The organism is Streptomyces sp. NPDC048001, assembly GCF_043203115.1.
Lineage (GTDB): Bacteria > Actinomycetota > Actinomycetes > Streptomycetales > Streptomycetaceae > Streptomyces > Streptomyces sanyensis.
Map to the genome: position 1 here is coordinate 273,250 of NZ_JBIDBN010000005.1, position 19,646 is coordinate 292,895.

16 protein-coding genes are annotated in these 19,646 nt (G+C 72.9%); all 16 read left to right on the forward strand.

Features of this window, described 5'->3' with window-relative positions; all coding sequences use genetic code 11:
* Window positions 1–22: 22 nt before the first annotated feature.
* The 16 genes from ACGF15_RS11630 to ACGF15_RS11705 all read left to right on the forward strand — a co-directional run bounded on the left by ACGF15_RS11630 (window position 23) and on the right by ACGF15_RS11705 (window position 19,613).
* Window positions 23–1,342: a cation:proton antiporter gene (locus ACGF15_RS11630; RefSeq protein ID WP_345613999.1), complete on the forward strand. Its 1,320-nt coding sequence runs from the start codon at window positions 23–25 to the stop codon at window positions 1,340–1,342.
* 95 nt (window positions 1,343–1,437) lie between these two features.
* On the forward strand, window positions 1,438–2,097 hold the full coding sequence (locus ACGF15_RS11635) for a hemerythrin domain-containing protein (RefSeq protein WP_345614000.1): 660 nt from the start codon (window positions 1,438–1,440) through the stop codon (window positions 2,095–2,097).
* Window positions 2,098–2,179: 82 nt separating this feature from the next.
* A complete protein-coding gene (locus ACGF15_RS11640; RefSeq protein WP_345614001.1) occupies window positions 2,180–3,649 on the forward strand; it encodes an MFS transporter in 1,470 nt (489 codons plus the stop codon).
* Between the two features lie 198 nt (window positions 3,650–3,847).
* Entirely contained in the window at window positions 3,848–4,792 is a 945-nt protein-coding gene (locus ACGF15_RS11645; protein ID WP_345614002.1) for a MarR family transcriptional regulator, read from the forward strand.
* Window positions 4,793–5,339: 547 nt separating this feature from the next.
* Entirely contained in the window at window positions 5,340–7,052 is a 1,713-nt protein-coding gene (locus ACGF15_RS11650) for an FAD-dependent monooxygenase (protein WP_345614003.1), read from the forward strand.
* Between the two features lie 134 nt (window positions 7,053–7,186).
* Complete coding sequence (locus tag ACGF15_RS11655) at window positions 7,187–7,777, forward strand: flavin reductase family protein (protein WP_345614004.1); 591 nt, start codon at window positions 7,187–7,189, stop codon at window positions 7,775–7,777.
* Window positions 7,770–9,527: a biotin carboxylase N-terminal domain-containing protein gene (locus ACGF15_RS11660; RefSeq protein WP_392798077.1), complete on the forward strand. Its 1,758-nt coding sequence runs from the start codon at window positions 7,770–7,772 to the stop codon at window positions 9,525–9,527. The genes ACGF15_RS11655 and ACGF15_RS11660 overlap by 8 nt, the downstream gene beginning before the upstream one ends.
* Window positions 9,528–9,533: 6 nt before the next feature.
* On the forward strand, window positions 9,534–10,508 hold the full coding sequence (locus ACGF15_RS11665) for a hypothetical protein (RefSeq protein ID WP_392798080.1): 975 nt from the start codon (window positions 9,534–9,536) through the stop codon (window positions 10,506–10,508).
* A gap of 71 nt (window positions 10,509–10,579) precedes the next feature.
* Complete coding sequence (locus ACGF15_RS11670) at window positions 10,580–12,046, forward strand: FAD-dependent monooxygenase (RefSeq protein ID WP_362614778.1); 1,467 nt, start codon at window positions 10,580–10,582, stop codon at window positions 12,044–12,046.
* A gap of 45 nt (window positions 12,047–12,091) precedes the next feature.
* The gene (locus ACGF15_RS11675; RefSeq protein ID WP_345609774.1) at window positions 12,092–12,421 is read left to right on the forward strand and encodes a TcmI family type II polyketide cyclase; all 330 of its coding nucleotides are present in this window, start codon (window positions 12,092–12,094) and stop codon (window positions 12,419–12,421) included.
* Complete coding sequence (locus ACGF15_RS11680; protein ID WP_345609772.1) at window positions 12,418–13,689, forward strand: beta-ketoacyl-[acyl-carrier-protein] synthase family protein; 1,272 nt, start codon at window positions 12,418–12,420, stop codon at window positions 13,687–13,689. The genes ACGF15_RS11675 and ACGF15_RS11680 overlap by 4 nt, the downstream gene beginning before the upstream one ends.
* Window positions 13,686–14,906: a ketosynthase chain-length factor gene (locus ACGF15_RS11685; protein WP_392798085.1), complete on the forward strand. Its 1,221-nt coding sequence runs from the start codon at window positions 13,686–13,688 to the stop codon at window positions 14,904–14,906. The genes ACGF15_RS11680 and ACGF15_RS11685 overlap by 4 nt, the downstream gene beginning before the upstream one ends.
* A gap of 45 nt (window positions 14,907–14,951) precedes the next feature.
* On the forward strand, window positions 14,952–15,221 hold the full coding sequence (locus tag ACGF15_RS11690; RefSeq protein WP_256522133.1) for an acyl carrier protein: 270 nt from the start codon (window positions 14,952–14,954) through the stop codon (window positions 15,219–15,221).
* 107 nt (window positions 15,222–15,328) lie between these two features.
* Window positions 15,329–16,114: a 3-oxoacyl-ACP reductase FabG gene (gene fabG / locus ACGF15_RS11695; protein ID WP_345609722.1), complete on the forward strand. Its 786-nt coding sequence runs from the start codon at window positions 15,329–15,331 to the stop codon at window positions 16,112–16,114.
* A gap of 45 nt (window positions 16,115–16,159) precedes the next feature.
* Window positions 16,160–17,104 carry an aromatase/cyclase gene (locus tag ACGF15_RS11700; RefSeq protein ID WP_345609720.1) on the forward strand — a complete coding sequence of 315 codons (945 nt, stop codon included), beginning with the start codon at window positions 16,160–16,162 and terminating at the stop codon, window positions 17,102–17,104.
* A gap of 67 nt (window positions 17,105–17,171) precedes the next feature.
* A complete protein-coding gene (locus tag ACGF15_RS11705; protein ID WP_392798302.1) occupies window positions 17,172–19,613 on the forward strand; it encodes an SDR family oxidoreductase in 2,442 nt (813 codons plus the stop codon).
* Window positions 19,614–19,646: the final 33 nt, after the last annotated feature.

A 19,646-nucleotide genomic window follows, 5' to 3' on the forward strand; every position in this document is an offset into this window, starting at 1 on the left:
TCCTCCTGAAGGACCGATGGCCATGGCCGCTGCGAGTGACCCCCTCCCCGATCTCCTGGTCGCCATCCCCGTGGTGATCATCCTCTGCACCCTGGGTGCGCGCCTCGTCCGCAGGGCCGGACAGCCGCCGGTGGTCGGCGAGATGGCCGTCGGCCTGCTGCTCGGCCCCTCCTTCCTGGGATGGCTGTGGCCCGGCGCGCAGGCGTGGCTCTTCCCGCCGTCCGCCCTGCCCTACCTGGGGCTCCTGGGCAACCTGGGACTGCTCGTCTTCATGTTCCTCGTCGGGCACGAACTGAGGATCGGCTCCCTCGTCACGCAGACCGGGACGGCGGCGCTGGTGTCCATGGCGAGCGTCGTCCTGCCCCTGGGGCTCGGCACGCTCCTGGCCCTCGGGATGTACGGGTCCTTCGCGCCCGAGGGCGTGGCGCGGCTGCCCTTCGTCCTGTTCATCGCGGTGGCCATGAGCATCACGGCCTTCCCCGTGATGGCGCGGATCCTGGCGGACCGGGGCATGGACCGGACGCGGGTGGGCGCGCTGGCGCTGGCCTGTGCGGCCTTCGACGACGTGACCGCCTGGTGCCTGCTCGCGGGGGTGGTCGCCGTGTCCACCGCCGGCTCCCCGGCGGAGGCGCTGACCACCGCGCTGCTCGCCGTCGGCTTCGCCCTCCTCATGGGCGGGGTGCTGCGGCCGCTGCTGGCACGGCTGGCCGCGCGCGCCGGGCGGGCGTCCACCGACGGCCGGGTCCTGGTCCTGCTCTTCAGCGGGCTGTGCCTGAGCGCCCTGACCACGGACCTGATCGGGGTGCACGCCCTGTTCGGGGCGTTTGTCTTCGGGGCGGTGACACCGCGCGGGAACCCGGTCATCGAGGACCAGGCCGCCCGGCTGAGGGCGTTCGCCGTCCCGCTGCTGCTCCCGCTGTTCTTCGTCACCACCGGGCTGCGGGCGGACGTCTCGCTGCTCGCCGCCGACCCGGTGCAGTGGCTGTGGGCCGGGGCGGTCCTGGTCGTGGCCGTGGTGGCGAAGTGGGGCGGCGGGGCGGGCGCGGCACGGCTCTCCGGCCAGTCCTGGCGGGACGCGATGTCCATCGGCGCGCTGATGAACTGCCGCGGGCTGACCGAGCTGATCGTGCTGAACGTCGGGCTCGGTCTGGGGGTGATCGGCCGGGACCTGTTCACGATCCTGGTGCTGATGGCCCTGGCCACGACCGTGGTGACCTCGCCCGCGCTCAACCGGATCCGCAGGGGGATGCGGGACGGGGAGGAGCGGCGCCCCGAGGAGGCACCGGCGGGGACCCGGCCGCCGGAGGGCGCCCGGGCCGCGGGAGCGGTCCCGGCACCCTGAGTCTTTGGAATCCTGATGATTCTCAAGTTGATAGATAGGTGGATTGACGATACTGTCGTCCCAGGACGGACCCGTGCAGGGAGAGGGATGGGACGATGGGCGACTTCAGGAACCTCGACATGACGATGATGTTCGCCATCCACGACGCGCTCCGCCGCGAACTGGAGCGCATCGCGCGGATCACCTCCCGGGTGGACGAGGACCCGCGGCACGTGCTCAGCACCGCCGTGGGATGGGAGCTGTTCAAGAAGTTCCTCGTCGCCCACCACACCTCCGAGGACCGCACGGTGTGGCCGGTGATGCACAAGGCGCTGGCCGGACGCGAGGCCGAGGCCGAGATCGCGCTGCTGGACGCGATGGAGGCCGAGCACGCCGTCATCGACCCGCTGCTGGCGGACATCGACGCGGCCCTGGCCGACCGCGACTCCGGCGCCGCCCGCCTCGGCGGCCTGGTCGACCAGCTCTGCACGGACCTGCGGGCCCATCTGGACCACGAGGAGCGGGAGGCCCTCGCGCTCATGGACCTGACCATGAGCCAGGAGCAGTGGTCCGCGTTCAGCGCCGAGCAGAAGGACCGGATCGGGAGCGACGCCAACCGCTACCTCCCCTGGCTCCTGGACGACATCGACGCCGCCCGGGTCGCCACCGTCCTCGGCAAGCTCCCGCCTCCCCTGCGCGCCGCCTACGACAACGAGTGGCGCGCCGCCTACGAGGCCCTGGACATCTGGGCGGCCGCGGACACGTCGGAGGCCTGAACCCGTTCCCCGGGCCCGACCCCTCCCTCCCCCGGGGCGGGGGCGGGCGGATCCACCCCCCGAATCACCTCTGGAGACGTTCATGTCTATGCAGGACAGAACCGAAGCCTCCCCGCCGGGACCGGTCGCACCCCCGGGCTCCGGGGCGCCGGCCCCCTCCGGCGAGCGGCTCGGCCTCGCGCTCGCGGTCATCGCGGCCGCCCAGCTGATGCTGGTGCTCGACAACACGATCGTGGCCGTGGCCCTGCCGAGCATGCAGAGCGCACTGGGCCTGTCCGACGCCAACCTCGGCTGGGTCGTCACCGCCTACGCCCTGGCCTTCGGCGGCCTGCTGCTGGCCGGCGGCCGGGCCGGCGACCTCTTCGGACGCCGCAGGGTGTTCCGCACCGGCCTGGTGATCTTCACCCTCGCCTCGCTGCTCGGCGGCCTCGCGGGCAGCGGGGAGATCCTGCTCCTCGCCCGCGTCCTCCAGGGCGTGGGGGCGGCCATCGCGGCACCCACCGCGCTCTCCCTGCTGGCCTCGACCTTCCCGGCGGGACCGGCGCGCAACAAGGCGCTCGGCGTCTACGGGGCGATGGGCGGGCTCGGCTCGGTCGTCGGGCTGCTGCTCGGCGGCGCGCTCACCGAGTACCTCAGCTGGCGCTGGGTCATGTACATCAACATCCCCATCGCCATCGCCGTGCTGATCGGCACCGGCGTCCTCAAGGAGGGCGAGCGGGACCGCGGCAGGGTCGACGTGCCCGGCGCCCTCACCGCCACCTTCGGCTTCGGCTCCCTCGTCTTCGGCATCAACCGGGCCGGTGAGAAGGGGCTCGACGACGGCCTCACCCTGATCGGCCTGGCCGCCGCGGTCGTCCTGATCGCCGCCTTCGTCGCCATCCAGCGCTCCAGCCGGGCGCCGATGGTGCCCGGCGCCGTCGTCGCCGACAAGAGCCGGGCCGGGGCCAACGCGGTCATGTTCCTGGTGGGCGCGGGCATGTTCGCGACCTTCTACTTCCTGACCCTCTACATGCAGATCGTCAAGGGGTACGAGCCGATGATCACCGGCCTCGCCTACCTCCCGTTCGCCATCGGCATCGGCTTCGCGGCCGGCGGCGTGGGCCCGCAGCTGCTGGCCAAGGCCCCCGAACGCTCGGTCATCTCCCTCGGCCTGGTCATCGGCATCGTCGGCATGGTCTGGCTCAGCTTCCTGGAGCCCGGCCAGAACGCCCTGGCCGTCCTGCTGCCCGCCCAGCTGGTCTGCGGATTCGGCCTCGGCCTGGTCTTCGTGACCGTCACCGTCATCAGCGTCCGCGGGGTCTCCCCGGAGGACACCGGCATCGCGGCCGGCCTGATCAACACCAGCCAGCAGATCGGCGGCGCGGTCGGCCTCGCCATCCTGGCCGCGACGGCCTCGGTCATCACCGAGGCGAACCTGCCCGGGGACCGCTCCGAGGCGCTCACCACCGGATACTCCTACGGGCTCCTCATCGGCGGCGGCATCTACCTGATCGCCCTCCTCGTGACCCTGGGCACCATCAAGGCCGCGGCTCCGCAGCCGCAGTCCCACTGACGGACCGGCCGCGGCCCGCCCCCGGGCCGCCGCCGGTTCCCCCGCCGCCCCGCCCGGGCCATCCCCCCTCCGGGCGGGGTTCGGCGTCGGAGCGCTCGCGCGCCCGGGCCGCACCGCGGCCCGGGCGGGCGGCGCGGCCGGGCCGCCGCCCGCCCGGGCGGCCCGCCGTATACTCGGTTACCCGGTTCCGAAGGGGAGATGACGATCGTGCGAGGCGAGCTGGACGCGACGCGAGGCCCCGTCTCGGAGACGGAAGCGACGGCCGAGGTCGCCGGCGTCCTGCCGGAGGCCCTCACCGGTTTCGTCGGCTACCTCCTGCGCCGCGTCCACGCGCAGTTCGCCACCTTCGCCGACGGACCGGCCGACGACTCCCGGGACTTCCTCGTCCTGGACGCGCTGACCCGCGGCGACTGGGTCTCCCAGCTCGACCTGGCCGAGCGCCTCGGCATCAACCGGACCATCATGGTCGCGGTCATCGACCGCCTGGAGGGCCGAGGGCAGGTCCTGCGCACCCGCAACCCGGAGAACCGCCGCCAGTACGTCCTCTCCCTCACCGACGAGGGCCGCGCCGCGGTCGAGGCGGGCCGCCGCGCGGTCGCCGCGCGCGACGCGCGGCTGACCGCCGCCCTCGCCCCCGAGCAGGTGGCCCGCCTCAACACCCTGCTGGCGAGACTCCTCGCGCCCGGCGCCGAGGGCCTCGTGCGGGGCACCGAGCACCTCGTCGAGCAGGCCCACCACCGCCTTCGCCGCCTCGGCGACGAGAAGCTGTCCGGGACGGGCCTGCGGGTCCGCCACTACGGACCGCTGGCGATCCTCGCCGACCACGGCCCCTGCCCGCAGCAACGGCTCGCCACCGAGCTGGCCATCACCGGGCCCGCCACCTCGCAGCTCGTCGACGAACTCGTCGACGGCGGCATGGTCCACCGCGGCCGGGACCCGCACGACCGGCGCCGGCACGCCCTGGAGCTCACCGAACTCGGGCACACCCGGCTCAAGACCGTCGCCCGTGCCGTCGACGAGTTGGCCGAGGACGTCGCGGAGCTGCTCGGGCCCGGTGGCGACGAGGAGTTGCGCGCCCTGCTCGTCCGGCTGCTGGAACCCGCCCACCCCGGGGTCTCCCAGGGAGCCGGGCGGCGCGGCTGAGCTCCGGGCCCGTCCCGAGGCGCACCGCCTCGCCCCGCCCTCGGCCAGGTGCCGGGGGCCGTCCGATCCCACATGGCCGTCCCCACCCGGCGGCCGTCCCACCGACGTCCGTACGCGGCGGCCGTCCCCACCCGGCGGCCGTCCCGGCCGGAGCCGGCGGCGCGTCCGGCCCGTGCCCGGTGCCTCGGGGCCCCGTCGGCGGACCGGTGCTTCTACGCGTGTCATGAGCCGTGACGGCCGCCCGTCCGCGGCGCCGCCGGGCTCCCCCCGGCCCTGTGCGCAGGGCGCCCCGGGGGAGCGAACCCCGGCGCAAACCGGCCCCCCGGGGCCCGTGGGTCGACCGCCCCGAAGGCCGGCATCCGAGGCCGGAGGGCAATTCCCCGACGGGGGTTGACCGTCCGCCCCATTCCTGTCACGCTTTCTCCGGTAGTACAGTCGTGCCGTTTTTCGGGCTCCTCCCAAAGGTCATTTCGCAGACCACCGGAAGGGCCCCTTTTTTGTGCCCTCTTCGCACCCGATCGCACCCACCTGACGAAGGAGAAGGCCCGTGGTCGACCAGAAGAAAGAAAGGCCCGAAGGAGCGGACGGCATTCCCCCGGAGGCGACGTACGATGTCGTCATCCTGGGCTCCGGGATCGCCGGATCGGTAACCGGAGCGATTCTCGCGAAGCACGGGGCGAGGGTTCTTCTCGTCGACGCGACCCTGCATCCGCGATTCGCGGTCGGTGAATCGATGACTCCGCAGCTCGTCGAGTGGATCCACATCCTCTCCGAGCGCCACGACCTTCCCGAGCTCAAGAGCCTGGCCAGTGTGCAGCAGAGCACCCGGGACATCGGCCCCACCTTCGGGACCAAGGCCCACTTCGGTTTCATGAAGCACGAGGTCGGCAAGGAGCCCGACCCGCGTGAGGCGACGCAGCTGGCGCTGCCCAAGATCTTCCACCAGAACAGCCATATGTTCCGGCAGGACAGCGACTCGTTCATGTTCCATGTCGCCGTCCGGTACGGGTGCGTGGCCAAGCAGGGCTGGCGGGCCGAGGACGTCGACTTCGACGAGGACGGCGTCACGGTCACCGGCCGCAGCGGCGCCCCGGGTGCCCGGCCCGAGTCCTTCCGCGCGAAGTACGTGGTGGACGCCTCCGGGTTCCGCTCCCCGCTGGCGCAGAAGTTCGACCTGCGGGACAAGCCGGCCCGCTTCAAGCACCACTCCCGCTCCATGTTCACCCACTACGTGGGGGTGAAGCGCTTCGACGACGTCAGCGGCCACCCCCGGGCGCTGCGGCCCCCGGCCGACTGGCACACCGGCACGATGCACCACCTCATCGAGCGCGGCTGGTTCTGGATCATCCCGTTCGACAACCACAAGGACTCGCGCAACCCGCTGTGCAGCGTCGGCCTCACGATGGACGAGCGCACTTACCCCAAGCCCCAGGACCTCACCCCCGACGAGGAGTTCGCGCTCTTCCTCGACAAGTACCCGGCGGTCAAGCGGCAGTTCGACGGCGCCGCCAGGGTCAGGGAGTGGGTGTCCACGGACCGGCTCCAGTACTCCTCCAAGCAGACCATCGGCGACCGCTGGTGCCTGATGTCCCACGCCGCCGGCTTCCTCGACCCGCTGTTCTCCCGCGGCCTGTCCAACACCCTGGAAGTGGTCGACGCCCTGACCTCCCGCCTGCTGGAGGCCCTGAAGGACGGCGACTTCTCGGCCGAGCGCTTCGCCTACGTGGAGCGCCTGGAGCAGGGACTGCTCCGCTACAACGACGAGATCGTCAACAGCTCCTTCATCGCCTTCTCGCACTTCCGCCTCTGGAACGCCGTGTTCCGGGTGTGGGGCTCGTTCATCACCCCGGGCACGATGCGTCTGACCCGGGCCCGGCTGAAGCACTTCCGGGACAAGGACCAGCGCCACTTCCGGGAGCTGGAGGAGAACGACTACCCCGGGCTGTGGTGGCCGCAGAGCGACAGGTTCAAGATCCTGCTCGAAACCACCTCCGAGACCTGCGAGAAGTACGAGGCGGGGGCCCTGAGCGGAGACGAGGCCGCCGACATCGTCTTCAAGCTCCTCGAGGAATCGCCGATCGTCAATCCCGTCTTCGGCTGGAAGGACGAGAGCAAGCGGTTCATCTACCCGTCCACCGCGACCATGGCCCGATTCCTCTACTGGGCCTCGGTGCAGGCGCCCCCGGAGATGAACAACGTCGGCAGGGAATTCCTGCTCGGGATCCTCAAGGCCGGATCCAAGGTGCGGAAGCTCCTCTGAGGGGCTGCCGATCACGACATGTCAATGATCCGCAGTCACCAGGAGCCGTCCCGCCGGTCCATCGGGAACCGCGGGACAGCCCTCGGGTATGCGCGCGTTCCCCGAGACCGGTAACCGTCATGAAAGGGATGCACATGTCCGCAGCGCGCTCACTGATCGACAGTCGCGTGAAACAGCCGATCGAAGCGAAGGAATTCCGGCGCGTCTGCGGACTCTTCGCCACGGGGGTGACGGTCATCACCGCCGGAACCGAGGGCCAGGCCGAAGGCACGACGGTCAATTCCTTCACCTCGGTCTCCCTCGAACCGTCGCTCGTGCTGTTCTGCCTGCACCGGGAATCCCGGATGCATGCGGTGATCGGCCGGCACGGCACCTTCGCCGTCAACGTCCTCGCGGGGAGCCAGCAGGAACTGGCCCGCTCCTTCGCCCGCCGGCGGCCCGAGGGCTTCGACGGCGTCCCCCACCACTTCGCCCCGGACGGCCCCCCGGTCCTCACCGAGGCCCTGGCGTATCTGGCCTGCTCCACCGTGGCCGTCCACCCGGGCGGCGACCACGACATCGTGGTCGGCGAGGTGCTGGAACTGGCGGCGCCGGGCAGCCCCCGGGAACCGCTGATCTTCTACGACGGGACACTGGGCCCCCTGGACGCCCCGGACGGGCGCTTCGCCCGGACCGGGCCGAAGGCCCCCGCGGCGGGCCGGACCGGGGCCGGCCGCGATGCGTAGGGTGCTCATCGCCAACCGTGGCGAAATCGCTGTCCGCGTGGCCCGGGCGTGCCGGGATGCGGGGATCGTGAGCGTGGCGGTCTATGCGGATCCGGACCGGGATGCTCTGCACGTCCGTGCGGCGGACGAGGCGTTCGCTCTGGGCGGTGACACTCCGGCGGCCAGTTATCTGGACATCGGCAAGGTGTTGCAGGCCGCGGCGGACTCGGGTGCGGACGCGGTGCATCCGGGGTACGGGTTCCTGTCCGAGAACGCGGAGTTCGCGCAGGCGGTCCTGGATGCGGGGCTGACGTGGATCGGTCCGCCGCCGCAGGCGATCCGGGATCTGGGTGACAAGGTGGCCGCGCGTCATATCGCCCAGCGTGCGGGTGCCCCGCTGGTGGCGGGCACCCCGGACCCGGTGGCCGGTGCGGAGGAGGTGGTGGCCTTCGCGCAGGAGCACGGGCTGCCCATCGCGATCAAGGCCGCCTTCGGTGGCGGTGGCCGGGGTCTGAAGGTCGCCCGGACCCTGGAGGAGGTGCCGGAGCTGTACGACTCCGCGGTCCGTGAGGCGGTCGCCGCCTTCGGTCGCGGTGAGTGCTTCGTGGAGCGCTACCTGGACAAGCCGCGTCATGTCGAGACGCAGTGCCTGGCCGACCGGCACGGCAACGTGGTCGTGGTCTCCACCCGTGACTGCTCGTTGCAGCGCCGTCATCAGAAGCTGGTGGAGGAGGCGCCGGCGCCGTTCCTGACGCCGGAGCAGAACGCGGAGCTGTACGCGGCGTCGAAGGCCATCCTGAAGGAGGCCGGGTATGTGGGTGCGGGGACGGTGGAGTTCCTGGTGGGGCTCGACGGCACGATCTCGTTCCTGGAGGTGAACACGCGTCTGCAGGTGGAGCACCCGGTGACCGAGGAGGTCACGGGGATCGACCTGGTGCGGGAGATGTTCCGGATCGCGGACGGTGAGGAGCTGGGGTACGGGGACCCGGCGGTGCGGGGTCACTCTTTCGAGTTCCGTATCAACGGTGAGGACCCGGGCCGCGGGTTCCTGCCCGCTCCGGGCACGGTCACCCGCTTCTCCCCGCCGACCGGTCCGGGTGTGCGGCTGGACGCGGGGGTGGAGTCGGGTTCGGTCATCGGCCCGGCGTGGGACTCGCTGCTGGCGAAGCTGGTCGTCACCGGGGCGACCCGGGAGCAGGCGCTGCAGCGGGCGGCCCGGGCGCTGGCGGAGTTCGAGGTCGAGGGCATGGCCACGGCCATCCCCTTCCACCGCGCCGTCGTCGCCGACCCGGCGTTCACGGCCGACCCCTTCCGCGTCCACACCCGCTGGATCGAGACCGAGTTCGTCAACGAGATCCCGCCCTTCGCCCCTGTCGGCGAGGGCCCCGGAGCCGAGGCGGAGGCCGCCCGCGAACGGCTGGTCGTCGAGGTCGGCGGGCAGCGCCTCGAAGTGGTCCTCCCCTCCCTTCCCGCCCTGGCGCGCGCGGGGGCCGCACCCCCCGGACGCGGCAGGTCCCGCCCCCGCGCAGCCGGAGCGCGCAGGGCCGCGGTCTCCGGCGACATGCTGGCGTCCCCGATGCAGGGCACCGTCGTGAAGGTGGCGGTCGAGGAGGGCGAGAAGGTCGAGGAGGGCGATCTGATCGTCGTCCTGGAGGCCATGAAGATGGAGCAGCCGCTGAACGCCCACCGCTCCGGCACCGTCAAGGGCCTGGCCGCCGAGGCCGGCGCCACCGTGAGCACGGGTGCCGCCATCTGCGAGATCAAGGACTGACGGCCCGTGGCACCACTGACCTACCACGATGCCGTGAGCGGGGCCCTGGAGCGGCTGCGCGGAGTCGGGTTCGAGCACGGCCCCCGGTTCGTCAACCACGCCCCCATGGCGGCCGAGGCACTGGCCTGCATGGGATACGCGGACGCCGTGCCCGGATGGGTCGACGGCAACCTCCGCACCCACACCTACCACGACCCGCCCGGGGCGCGGTGGACCATCGACCCGGCGGACCCGGAGGACTGGCGCTCCGCGCTGGGCCGGTTCGACCGCGTGGCCGACTGGACCGCCCTCTTCGCCCGGGAACTCGCCCTCGACCCCTGGCGCGAGGTGCTGGCGCGCTGGTGGCCGCGGCTGCTCCCCGGGATGTCGGGCGTCCTCACCCACGGGGTCATCCGCACGGCCCACGCGGTCCGGGCCGTCTCCCGCGCGCAACCGGGCGCCGACGACCGGCTGCTCCGCGACGAACTGGCCCAGGGGCTCGGCTACTGGGCCGCACGCTACGCCACCCACACCCGGATCAGCCCCGGCGACGCCTACCCCGCCCCCGGCGAGGAGGCGGAGTCCGGCGGGAGCGCGACCGCCCTGCTCGACGGCCTGGTGGCCGAGTACTCCGGCGTGTACGCCTCCGTGCCCCAGCAGCACCCGGTGCCGCTGATCCACTCCATCACCGGGCCCGCGGCCGTCCGCCTGGTCGTCGAGCACCTGCCGGCCGCCCAGCACCACGTCTCCTACCGGGTGGCACGGGACGTCAGCGCCTCGATGCTCGGCTGGTTCTCCGTGACCCGGCCCGCCGGCACGACGGCCGTGCCCTCGGGAGCGCCGGACCTCCCCGAGGTGTTCGCCACCGCCGCGGCCATCGGCGACGAGCACGCCATCAAGCTCGCCGAGGTCGCCGTTCGCCACCAGGCGCTCGCCCCCGACCCCCGCCACGCGGCGGCCGCGCACGCGGCGAACCAGGGGATGGCCCGCTTCCGCCGTTGATGCGGCGACCCCCTTGCAGCGCACCGCAGGATCCGTTCCCCGCCCTCGGCGGGATCCCACGAGGAGGACCGATGGATGCACAAGTGATCGTCGCGGGCGCGGGACCGGCCGGCATGATGCTGGCCGGCGAACTGCGTCTCGCGGGCGCCGACGTCATCGTGCTGGAGAAGCTGCCCCGGCGCACCGGGGAGTCCCGCGGTCTGGGCTTCACCGCCCGGACCATGGAGATCTTCGACCAGCGCGGCCTGCTCTCCCGCTTCGGGGAGATCGAGCTCAGCAACGTGGGCCACTTCGGCGGCCTGCCCGTCGACTTCGGGGTCCTCAGGGGCGCGCACCAGGCGGCGAAGACGATCCCGCAGTCCGCCACCGAGACGGTGCTGGAGGAGTGGGCCACCCAGCTCGGTGCCGACATCCGGCGCCGCCACGAACTCCTCTCCGTCACCGACAAGGAGGACTGCGTGGAGGTCGAGGTGCGCAGCCCGGACGGGGTCCGCACCCTGCGCGCCGACTACCTCGTGGGCTGCGACGGCGGCCGCTCCACCGTGCGCAAGGCGGCCGGCTTCGACTTCCCCGGCACCGCCGCGACCATGGAGATGTTCCTCGCGGACGTCAAGGGCATCACCCTCGAACCGCGCATGATCGGGGAGACCCTGACCGGCGGCATGGTGATGGTCGGCCCGCTCCCCGGAGGCACCACCCGGCTGATCGTCTGCGAGCGGGGCACCCCGCCCCGCCGCCGCGAGACCCCGCCGAGCTGGCAGGAGGTGGCGGACGCCTGGCAGCGGCTGACCGGGGACGACATCTCGCACGCCGAGCCGGTGTGGGTCTCCTCCTTCGGCGACGCCACCCGGCTCGTCACCGAGTACCGGCGCGGCCGGGTGCTCCTCGCCGGGGACTCCGCGCACATCCACCTCCCGGCCGGCGGCCAGGGCATGAACACCAGCATCCAGGACTCCGTGAACCTGGGCTGGAAGCTCGCCTCGGTGGTCCGGGGCCAGGCCCCGGAGCCGCTGCTGGACACCTACCACGAGGAGCGCCACCCGGTCGGCAAGCGGCTGCTGATGAACACCCAGGCACAGGGGCTGCTGTTCCTGAGCGGCGCGGAGATGCAGCCGCTGCGCGACGTGCTCCACGAGCTGATCCGCTACCCCGAGGTCAGCAAGCACTTCGCCGCCATGGTCGGCGGCCTGGACATCCACTACCCGCTCGACGGCGGCTCCCACCCGCTGCTCGGCCTGCGGCTGCCGCACGTCCCCCTCGAAGGGGCCGGGCAGCCGGCGTCCAGCACCGAGGCCCTGCGCACCGGCCGGGGCGTGCTGCTGGACCTCCGGGACAACACCGAACTGCGCCGCCGGGCCGCCCCCTGGGCGGACCGCGTCGACATCGTCACCGCCACCGTGCCCGGCCCCACCGCCGGCTGCCTCGGCAACACCAGCGCCCTGCTGCTGCGCCCCGACGGCCATGTGGCGTGGGCCGCGCCCGGCAGCTTCGCCGATCTGCCGATGGCGCTGGACCGCTGGTTCGGCCCGGCGCGCTGAACCGGCGACCCGCTCCACGAGACGCCCGACACCTACGGAGACCCCATGCACAGCACGTTGATCGTGGCCAGGATGAACCCCGGGTCCGCCCAGGAGGTCGCCCGGCTCTTCCGGGAGTTCGACGCGACCGAGATGCCGCAGCTGATGGGCACCCGGCGCCGTCAGCTCTTCTCCTACCGCAACCTCTACTTCCATCTGCAGGACTTCGACACCGACAACGGCGGCGAGCTGATCGAGGCGGCCAAGACCGACCCGCGCTTCCAGCGGATCAGCGAGGACCTCAAGCCCTTCATCGAGGCCTACGACCCCGCCACCTGGCGGTCCCCGGCCGACGCCCTCGCCACCCGCTTCTACGACTGGGAGGGACGGGGGTGAGCGCCCGACGCGTGGTCATCACCGGGGTGGGCGTCACCGCCCCCGACGGCATCGGGGTCAAGAACTTCTGGAGCCTGCTCACCGCGGGCCGCACCGCCACCCGCGGCATCACCTTCTTCGACCCCTCCCCGTTCCGCTCGCGGGTCGCCGCCGAGATCGACTTCGACCCGGAGGCGCACGGGCTGGGCCCGCAGGAGATCCGCCGGATGGACCGGGCGGCGCAGCTGGCCGTGGTCACGGCCCGGGAGGCCGTCGCCGACAGCGGCCTGGACCCGGCCGGCGCGGACCCCTACCGCACGGGCGTCACCATCGGCAGCGCGGTCGGCGCGACGATGGGCCTGGACGAGGAGTACCGCGTCGTGAGCGACGGCGGCCGGCTCTGGCAGGTCGACCCCGCCTACACGGTCCCGCACCTCTACAACTACCTGGTCCCCAGCTCCTTCGCGGCCGAGGTCGCCTGGGCGGTGGGCGCGGAGGGCCCCGCCACGGTCGTGTCGACCGGGTGCACCTCCGGCATCGACGCCGTCGGGCACGCGGCCGAACTCATCCGGGAGGGCTCGGCCGACGTGATGGTGGCCGGGGCGACGGACGCGCCGATCTCCCCGATCACCCTGGCCTGCTTCGACGCCATCAAGGCGACCACCCCCCGCAACGACGACGCCGAGCACGCCTCCCGGCCCTTCGACGGGACCCGCAACGGGTTCGTCCTCGGGGAGGGCTCCGCGGTCTTCGTCCTGGAGGAGCTGGAGGGCGCACGCAGCCGCGGCGCGCACATCTACGCGGAGATCGCCGGATACGCCTCCCGGTGCAACGCCTTCCACATGACGGGACTGCGCCCGGACGGGGTGGAGATGGCGGAGGCGATCAGGGTGGCGCTGCAGGAGGCCCGGCTGGACGCCGAGGCCGTCGACTACGTCAACGCGCACGGCTCCGGCACCAAGCAGAACGACCGCCACGAGACCGCCGCGCTCAAGAAGAGCCTGGGCGAGCACGCCTACCGGACGCCGGTCTCCTCCATCAAGTCGATGATCGGGCACTCGCTGGGCGCCATCGGCTCCATCGAGATCGCCGCCTCCGTCCTCGCGATGGAGCACCACGTCGTGCCGCCCACGGCCAACCTGCACACCCCCGACCCGGAGTGCGACCTCGACTACGTGCCCCTGACGGCACGCGAGCACCGCACCGACACGGTCCTGACCGTCGGCAGCGGCTTCGGCGGCTTCCAGAGCGCCATGGTGCTCGCCCGGCCGGAGAGGAGAGCGGCATGAGCACGGGCACCCCGCGCGCCGTGGTGACGGGCCTCGGCATCACGGCACCCAACGGGCTCGGAACCGAGGCGTACTGGGCGGCGACCCGGGTCGGCAAGAGCGGCATCGGACGGATCACCCGCTTCGACCCCTCGGCCTACCCGGCGCGGCTGGCCGGGGAGGTGCCGGGGTTCACCGCCTCCGAGCACCTGCCCAGCCGCCTGATGGCCCAGACCGACCACATGACGCGCCTGGCCCTGGTCGCCACCGACTGGGCCCTGGCGGACGCGGGGGTGGTCCCCGCCGACCTGCCCCCCTACTCCATGGGCGTGGTCACCGCCAGCTCCTCCGGCGGCTTCGAGTTCGGCCAGGGCGAGCTGCAGAAGCTGTGGGCCGAGGGCAGCCAGTACGTCTCCGCCTACCAGTCCTTCGCCTGGTTCTACGCGGTCAACAGCGGCCAGATATCGATCCGCAACGGCATGAAGGGCCCCAGCGGGGTCGTCGTCTCGGACCAGGCGGGCGGCCTCGACGCGCTGGCCCAGGCCCGCCGACAGATCCGCAAGGGCACCCGGCTGGTGGTCTCCGGCTCGGTGGACGCCTCGATCTGCCCCTGGGGCTGGGTCGCCCAGCTCGCCGGCGGCCGGCTGTCCACCGGCGAGGACCCGGGCAGCGCCTACGTCCCCTTCGCCCCCTCCGCCGCGGGGCACGTCCCCGGCGAGGGCGGCGCCATCCTCGTCGTGGAGGACGAGGCGGCCGCGACCGAGCGCGGTGCCACGGTCTACGGGCACCTCGCGGGCTACGGCTCCACCTTCGACCCCGCCCCCGGCAGCGGCCGCCCGCCCGGTCTGCGCAAGGCCGTCGAACTCGCCCTCGACGACGCGGGGCTGGCGCCCGGCGACATCGACGTGGTGTTCGCCGACGCCGCCGCGGTCCCGGAGCTGGACCGGGCCGAGGCCGAGGCGCTGAACGCCGTCTTCGGGCCGCGCGGGGTGCCCGTCACCGCCCCGAAGACGATGACCGGGCGCCTCTACTCCGGAGCCGCGCCCCTCGACGTGGCGACCGCCCTGCTCGCCATGCGGGAGGGCCTCGTCCCCGCCACCGTCAACGTCGAGCCGGACCCCGGCTACGACCTCGACCTGGTCACCGGGCAGCCCCGGGTGATGGCCGTCCGCCACGCCCTGGTGCTGGCCCGCGGCCACGGCGGATTCAACTCGGCCGCCGTCGTCGGCGCGCCGTAGCCCCTTCGGGACCCCTTTCCCCGACACCACAGAACGGAAGAGGACATGGACAACCAGACCTTCACCCTGGAGGACCTCAAGCGCATCCTGCGCGAGGGGGCCGGCGCCGACGAGAGCGTGGACTTCGACGGCGACATCCTCGACACCGAGTTCGAGGACCTCGGCTACGAGTCCCTGGCGCTCCTGGAGACGTGCGGCCGCATCGAGCGCGAGTACGCGATCACCCTCGACGACTCGGTCGTCGGCGAGGTGCGCACCCCGCGCCGCATGGTCGAGGTCGTCAACGAGCACCTGGGGCAGACGGCGCCCGCCTGACCCTCCCCGCCCGACCCCGACAACCCACCGGCCCCGCACGGCCCGTGCAGCCCCGCGGGCCGCTCCCCGCACGCCCTGCCGCATCCCGGTCTCCCGAAGGAGCAGCCATGCCCGAAAACCCCCGACCCGTCGCCCTCGTCTCCGGTGCCACCAGCGGCATCGGCCTGGCGGTGGCCCGGTTGCTGGCCGCGCAGGACCACCGCGTCTACATCGGCGCCCGTGACGCCGAGAACGTCGCGGCCACCGTCAAGACCCTGCGCGACGAGGGGCTGGACGTCGACGGCACGGCGCTCGACGTGCGCTCGCCCGAGTCCGTGGACGCCTTCGTGCAGGCCGCGGTCGACCGCTTCGGCACCGTCGACGTCCTCGTCAACAACGCCGGACGCAGCGGTGGCGGGGTCACCGCCGACCTCGACGACGAGCTGTGGAACGACGTCATGGAGACCAACCTCACCAGCGTCTTCCGGCTCACCCGTGCCGTGCTGAACACCGGCGGCATGCGCGGCAAGGACCGCGGCCGGATCATCAACATCGCCTCCACCGCCGGGAAGCAGGGCGTGGTGCTGGGAGCGCCCTACTCCGCCTCCAAGCACGGGGTGGTCGGCTTCACCAAGGCGCTCGGCAACGAGCTCGCCCCCACCGGCATCACCGTGAACGCGGTCTGCCCCGGCTACGTCGAGACGCCGATGGCCCAGCGGGTGCGGGCCGGCTACGCGGCGGCGTACGACACCTCCGAGGAGGCGATCATGCAGAAGTTCACGGCCAAGATCCCCCTCGGCCGGTACTCCACCCCGGAGGAGGTGGCCGGGCTGGTCGGCTACCTCGCCTCCGACACGGCGGCCTCCATCACCGCCCAGGCCCTCAACGTCTGCGGCGGACTCGGCAACTTCTGAGCCGCGCCCCGCTTCCCGAGCCGACCACCCGAGGAGACGAAGAGCATGTCCGATTCCCAGCCCCGCGAGGTGGAGCACGAGATCACCGTCTCGGCCCCGGCCTCCGAGGTGTACCGGCTGATCGCCGACGTGGAGAACTGGCCGCGGATCTTCCCGCCGACCATCTACGTCGACCACGTCGAACGCTCCGGCGACGAGGAGCTCATCAGGATCTGGGCCACGGCCAACGGCGAGGCGAAGAACTGGACCTCGCGCCGCCACCTGGACCCCGAGGCGATGCGCATCACCTTCCGCCAGCAGGTCTCGACCCCGCCCGTCGCCACCATGGGAGGGACCTGGATCATCGAGGCGCTCTCGGAGACCGAGTCCCGCGTCCGCCTCCAGCACGACTACACGGCCGTCGGCGACGACCCCGCCGGGCTCGCCTGGATCGAGGAGGCCGTCGACCGCAACTCGCGCTCCGAACTGGCCGCCCTGCGGACCAACGTCGAACTCGCCACCGCGTCCGGGGAGCTGACCTTCTCCTTCGAGGACACCGTCGAGATCGCCGGTGCCGCCAAGGACGTCTACGACTTCATCAACGAGGCCGGGCTCTGGTCCGAGCGGCTGCCGCACGTCGCGACCGTCAGGCTCTCCGAGGAGAGCCCCGGGCTGCAGACCCTGGAGATGGACACCCGCGCCAAGGACGGCTCCGTGCACACCACGAAGTCGTACCGGGTCTGCCTGGAGGGCGAGCGCATCGCGTACAAGCAGACCACCCTGCCCGCCCTGATGAACCTGCACACCGGTCTGTGGACCTTCCGCGAGACCGACGCGGGGACCCTGGCCACCTCCCAGCACACCGTGGTCATCCGGGCCGAGAACATCGGGCGGATCCTCGGGCCGGAGGCGGACGTGGCGCAGGCGAAGGAGTACGTGCGGTCCGCGCTCAGCACCAACAGCCGCGCGACGCTCGGCCACGCCAAGGACTACGCCGAAGCACGGCGCTGACGCGGTGCGGGCCCCCCTCGCCACGGACACGGACGTCGTCGTCGTGGGCGCGGGCCCCGTCGGGCTGATGCTCGCCGGGGAACTGCGCCTCGGCGGCGCCGACGTGGTCGTGCTGGAGCAGCTCGACGCGCCGACGAGCGAGTCCCGCGCATCCACCCTCCACGCCCGGACCATGGAACTCCTCGACCAGCGGGGCCTGCTGGAGGACTTCGGCACCCCGCCGGCCGAGCCCATGGGCCACTTCGGCGGGCTCCCGCTGGACCTGCGCCTGCCCGGACCCCACCCGGGGCAGTGGAAGGTCCCGCAGACCGGCACTGAGGCCGTCCTCGGCGCCTGGGCCGCGGGGCTCGGCGCCGAGGTGCGGCGCGGCCACCGGCTCACCGGGCTGGAGCAGCACCCGGACCGGGTCGTGGCCGCGGCGGCGGGGCCGGGCGGTGCGCCCGTCCGCGTCACGGCCTCCTATGTGGTCGGCTGCGACGGCGAGCAGTCCACCGTGCGGCGCCTCGCCGGGATCCCCTTCACCGGGACCGACGCCCGCCGCGAGCTGATCCGTGCCGACGTCGACGGCATCGACATCCGCGGCCGCCGCTTCGAGCGGCTGCCGGGCGGTCTGGCCATCGCGGCCCGGCGCGGCGACGGCGTCACCCGGGTGATGGTCCACCAGTTCGGCCGCACACCCCGCGCCGGGGAGGCGTCCTTCGCCGACGTGGTGGACGCCTGGCGCACGGTCACCGGAGAGGACCTGTCGTCCGGAACGCCCCTGTGGGTCAACTCCTTCGGCGACGTCTCCCGCCAGGCCGACCGCTACCGGCACGGGCGTGTGTTCCTGGCCGGGGACGCCGCCCACGCGCAGATGCCCATCGGCGGCCAGGCCCTCAACCTCGGGCTGCAGGACGCGGTCAACCTGGGCTGGAAGCTGGCCGCCGCCGTCCGCGGCCGGGCGCCCGCCCGCCTGCTGGACTCCTACCACGAGGAGCGGCACGAGGTGGGCCGCCGGGTGCTGTCCAACATCCGTGCCCAGGCCCGCCTGCTGCTCGGCGGTCCGGAGGTGACGGGCCTGCGGCAGGTGATCGGCGAACTCCTGCCCTACGAGGAGGTGCGGGCCCGGCTGGCGGGGATGATCAGCGGTCTGGACATCCGCTACGGCGCCGCGCTCCCGGACGCGGGGCGCCCGGGCAGCGGACCGCACCCGTGGGCGGGGAGCAGGCTCCCGCCCGTCCCCCTGGTACTCCGCCCGTCCCGGGGCCGTGCGGGGCCCCGGGACGGTGCGGCGGAGACCCCGTCCGCGCACGGCGACCGGCCGGAGCCCGTAACGGCGAGTCCGGCGGACCTGCTCCGCGGCGCCCGCGGGGTGCTGCTGCTGACGGCGGACGACGCGGAGCGCCGGGAGGTGCTGGCGCGGACCGCGGGCCCGTTCGCGGCGGACGTGGACCTCGTCGCGGCCCTCCCCCCGGAAACCGGCCCGGACGGGGTCGGCCTCGACGGGGCGGACGCCGTCCTGGTGCGGCCGGACGGATACGTCGCCTGGGCCGGCACCTCGGCCACCGGACTCGAAGCCGCGCTCACCACCTGGTTCACCCGGGGCGCGGGGACCCGGCCGGACGGGGGAGCCACCAGCGCCCCCGCCGCCGCCGTCCCCGAGACCGCCCCCGCCGCCCCGGCCCCCGCCCTGCGGGGCGCACCCTCGCGACGGCACCCGTCACACATCGGCTCAGACATCGGCTCACACATCGGCAGGAGAGAGAACATGGGCAAGCTCACCGGAAAGACGGCTCTGGTCACCGGCGCGAGCCGGGGCATGGGGCGGGCCACCGCAGAACGGCTCGGCCGCGAGGGCGCGCTCGTCGCCGTCCACTACGCCACCGGTGCGGACGCGGCGGCCGAGGTCGTGGAGGGCATCGAGCAGGACGGCGGACGCGCCTTCGCCGTCCAGGCCGAACTGGGGGAGCCCGGCGGCGTCCACGAGCTCTTCCTCGGACTCGAGCGGGGCCTGAAGGAGCGCATCGGCTCCACCGAGCTGAACATCCTCGTCAACAACGCAGGGGTGATGGGCGGAGTCGCCGCCGAGGACACCACGCCCGAGCAGTTCGACCGCATCTTCGCGGTGAACGCGAAGGCGCCCTTCTTCATCATCCAGCGGGCCCTGACCAACATCCCCGACGGCGGGCGGATCGTGAACATCTCCTCCGGGCTCACGCGCTTCGCCAACCCGGACGAGATCGCCTACGCGATGAGCAAGGGCGCCGTGGAGATGCTCGCCCTGCACTTCGCCAAGCTGCTCGGCCCGCGCAACATCACCATCAACTCGGTCGCGCCCGGCATCACCCGCAACAGCAACCCCGTGTTCGACATCCCCGAGGCGGTCACCGCCATGGCGGGGCTGTCCACCTTCAACCGCGTGGGCGAGCCCGAGGACGTGGCCGACGTCATCGCCTTCCTGGTCTCCGACGACGCCCGCTGGGTGACCGGATCCTTCGTCGACGCCAGCGGCGGCACACTGCTCGGCTGACCACCGCCGGCGGGACGCCGCTCGGCCGACCGC

What these genes read in the sequence shown, in the direction of transcription:
- fabG (WP_345609722.1), top strand. Translation starts at nt 15,329, where the DNA reads ATGCCCGAAAACCCCCGACCCGTCGCCCTCGTCTCCGGTGCCACCAGC.
- ACGF15_RS11655 (WP_345614004.1), top strand. Translation starts at nt 7,187, where the DNA reads ATGTCCGCAGCGCGCTCACTGATCGACAGTCGCGTGAAACAGCCGATC.
- ACGF15_RS11635 (WP_345614000.1), top strand. Translation starts at nt 1,438, where the DNA reads ATGGGCGACTTCAGGAACCTCGACATGACGATGATGTTCGCCATCCAC.
- ACGF15_RS11645 (WP_345614002.1), top strand. Translation starts at nt 3,848, where the DNA reads ATGACGATCGTGCGAGGCGAGCTGGACGCGACGCGAGGCCCCGTCTCG.
- ACGF15_RS11700 (WP_345609720.1), top strand. Translation starts at nt 16,160, where the DNA reads ATGTCCGATTCCCAGCCCCGCGAGGTGGAGCACGAGATCACCGTCTCG.
- ACGF15_RS11670 (WP_362614778.1), top strand. Translation starts at nt 10,580, where the DNA reads ATGGATGCACAAGTGATCGTCGCGGGCGCGGGACCGGCCGGCATGATG.
- ACGF15_RS11690 (WP_256522133.1), top strand. Translation starts at nt 14,952, where the DNA reads ATGGACAACCAGACCTTCACCCTGGAGGACCTCAAGCGCATCCTGCGC.
- ACGF15_RS11630 (WP_345613999.1), top strand. Translation starts at nt 23, where the DNA reads ATGGCCGCTGCGAGTGACCCCCTCCCCGATCTCCTGGTCGCCATCCCC.
- ACGF15_RS11685 (WP_392798085.1), top strand. Translation starts at nt 13,686, where the DNA reads ATGAGCACGGGCACCCCGCGCGCCGTGGTGACGGGCCTCGGCATCACG.
- ACGF15_RS11660 (WP_392798077.1), top strand. Translation starts at nt 7,770, where the DNA reads ATGCGTAGGGTGCTCATCGCCAACCGTGGCGAAATCGCTGTCCGCGTG.
- ACGF15_RS11705 (WP_392798302.1), top strand. Translation starts at nt 17,172, where the DNA reads ATGCTCGCCGGGGAACTGCGCCTCGGCGGCGCCGACGTGGTCGTGCTG.
- ACGF15_RS11675 (WP_345609774.1), top strand. Translation starts at nt 12,092, where the DNA reads ATGCACAGCACGTTGATCGTGGCCAGGATGAACCCCGGGTCCGCCCAG.
- ACGF15_RS11640 (WP_345614001.1), top strand. Translation starts at nt 2,180, where the DNA reads ATGTCTATGCAGGACAGAACCGAAGCCTCCCCGCCGGGACCGGTCGCA.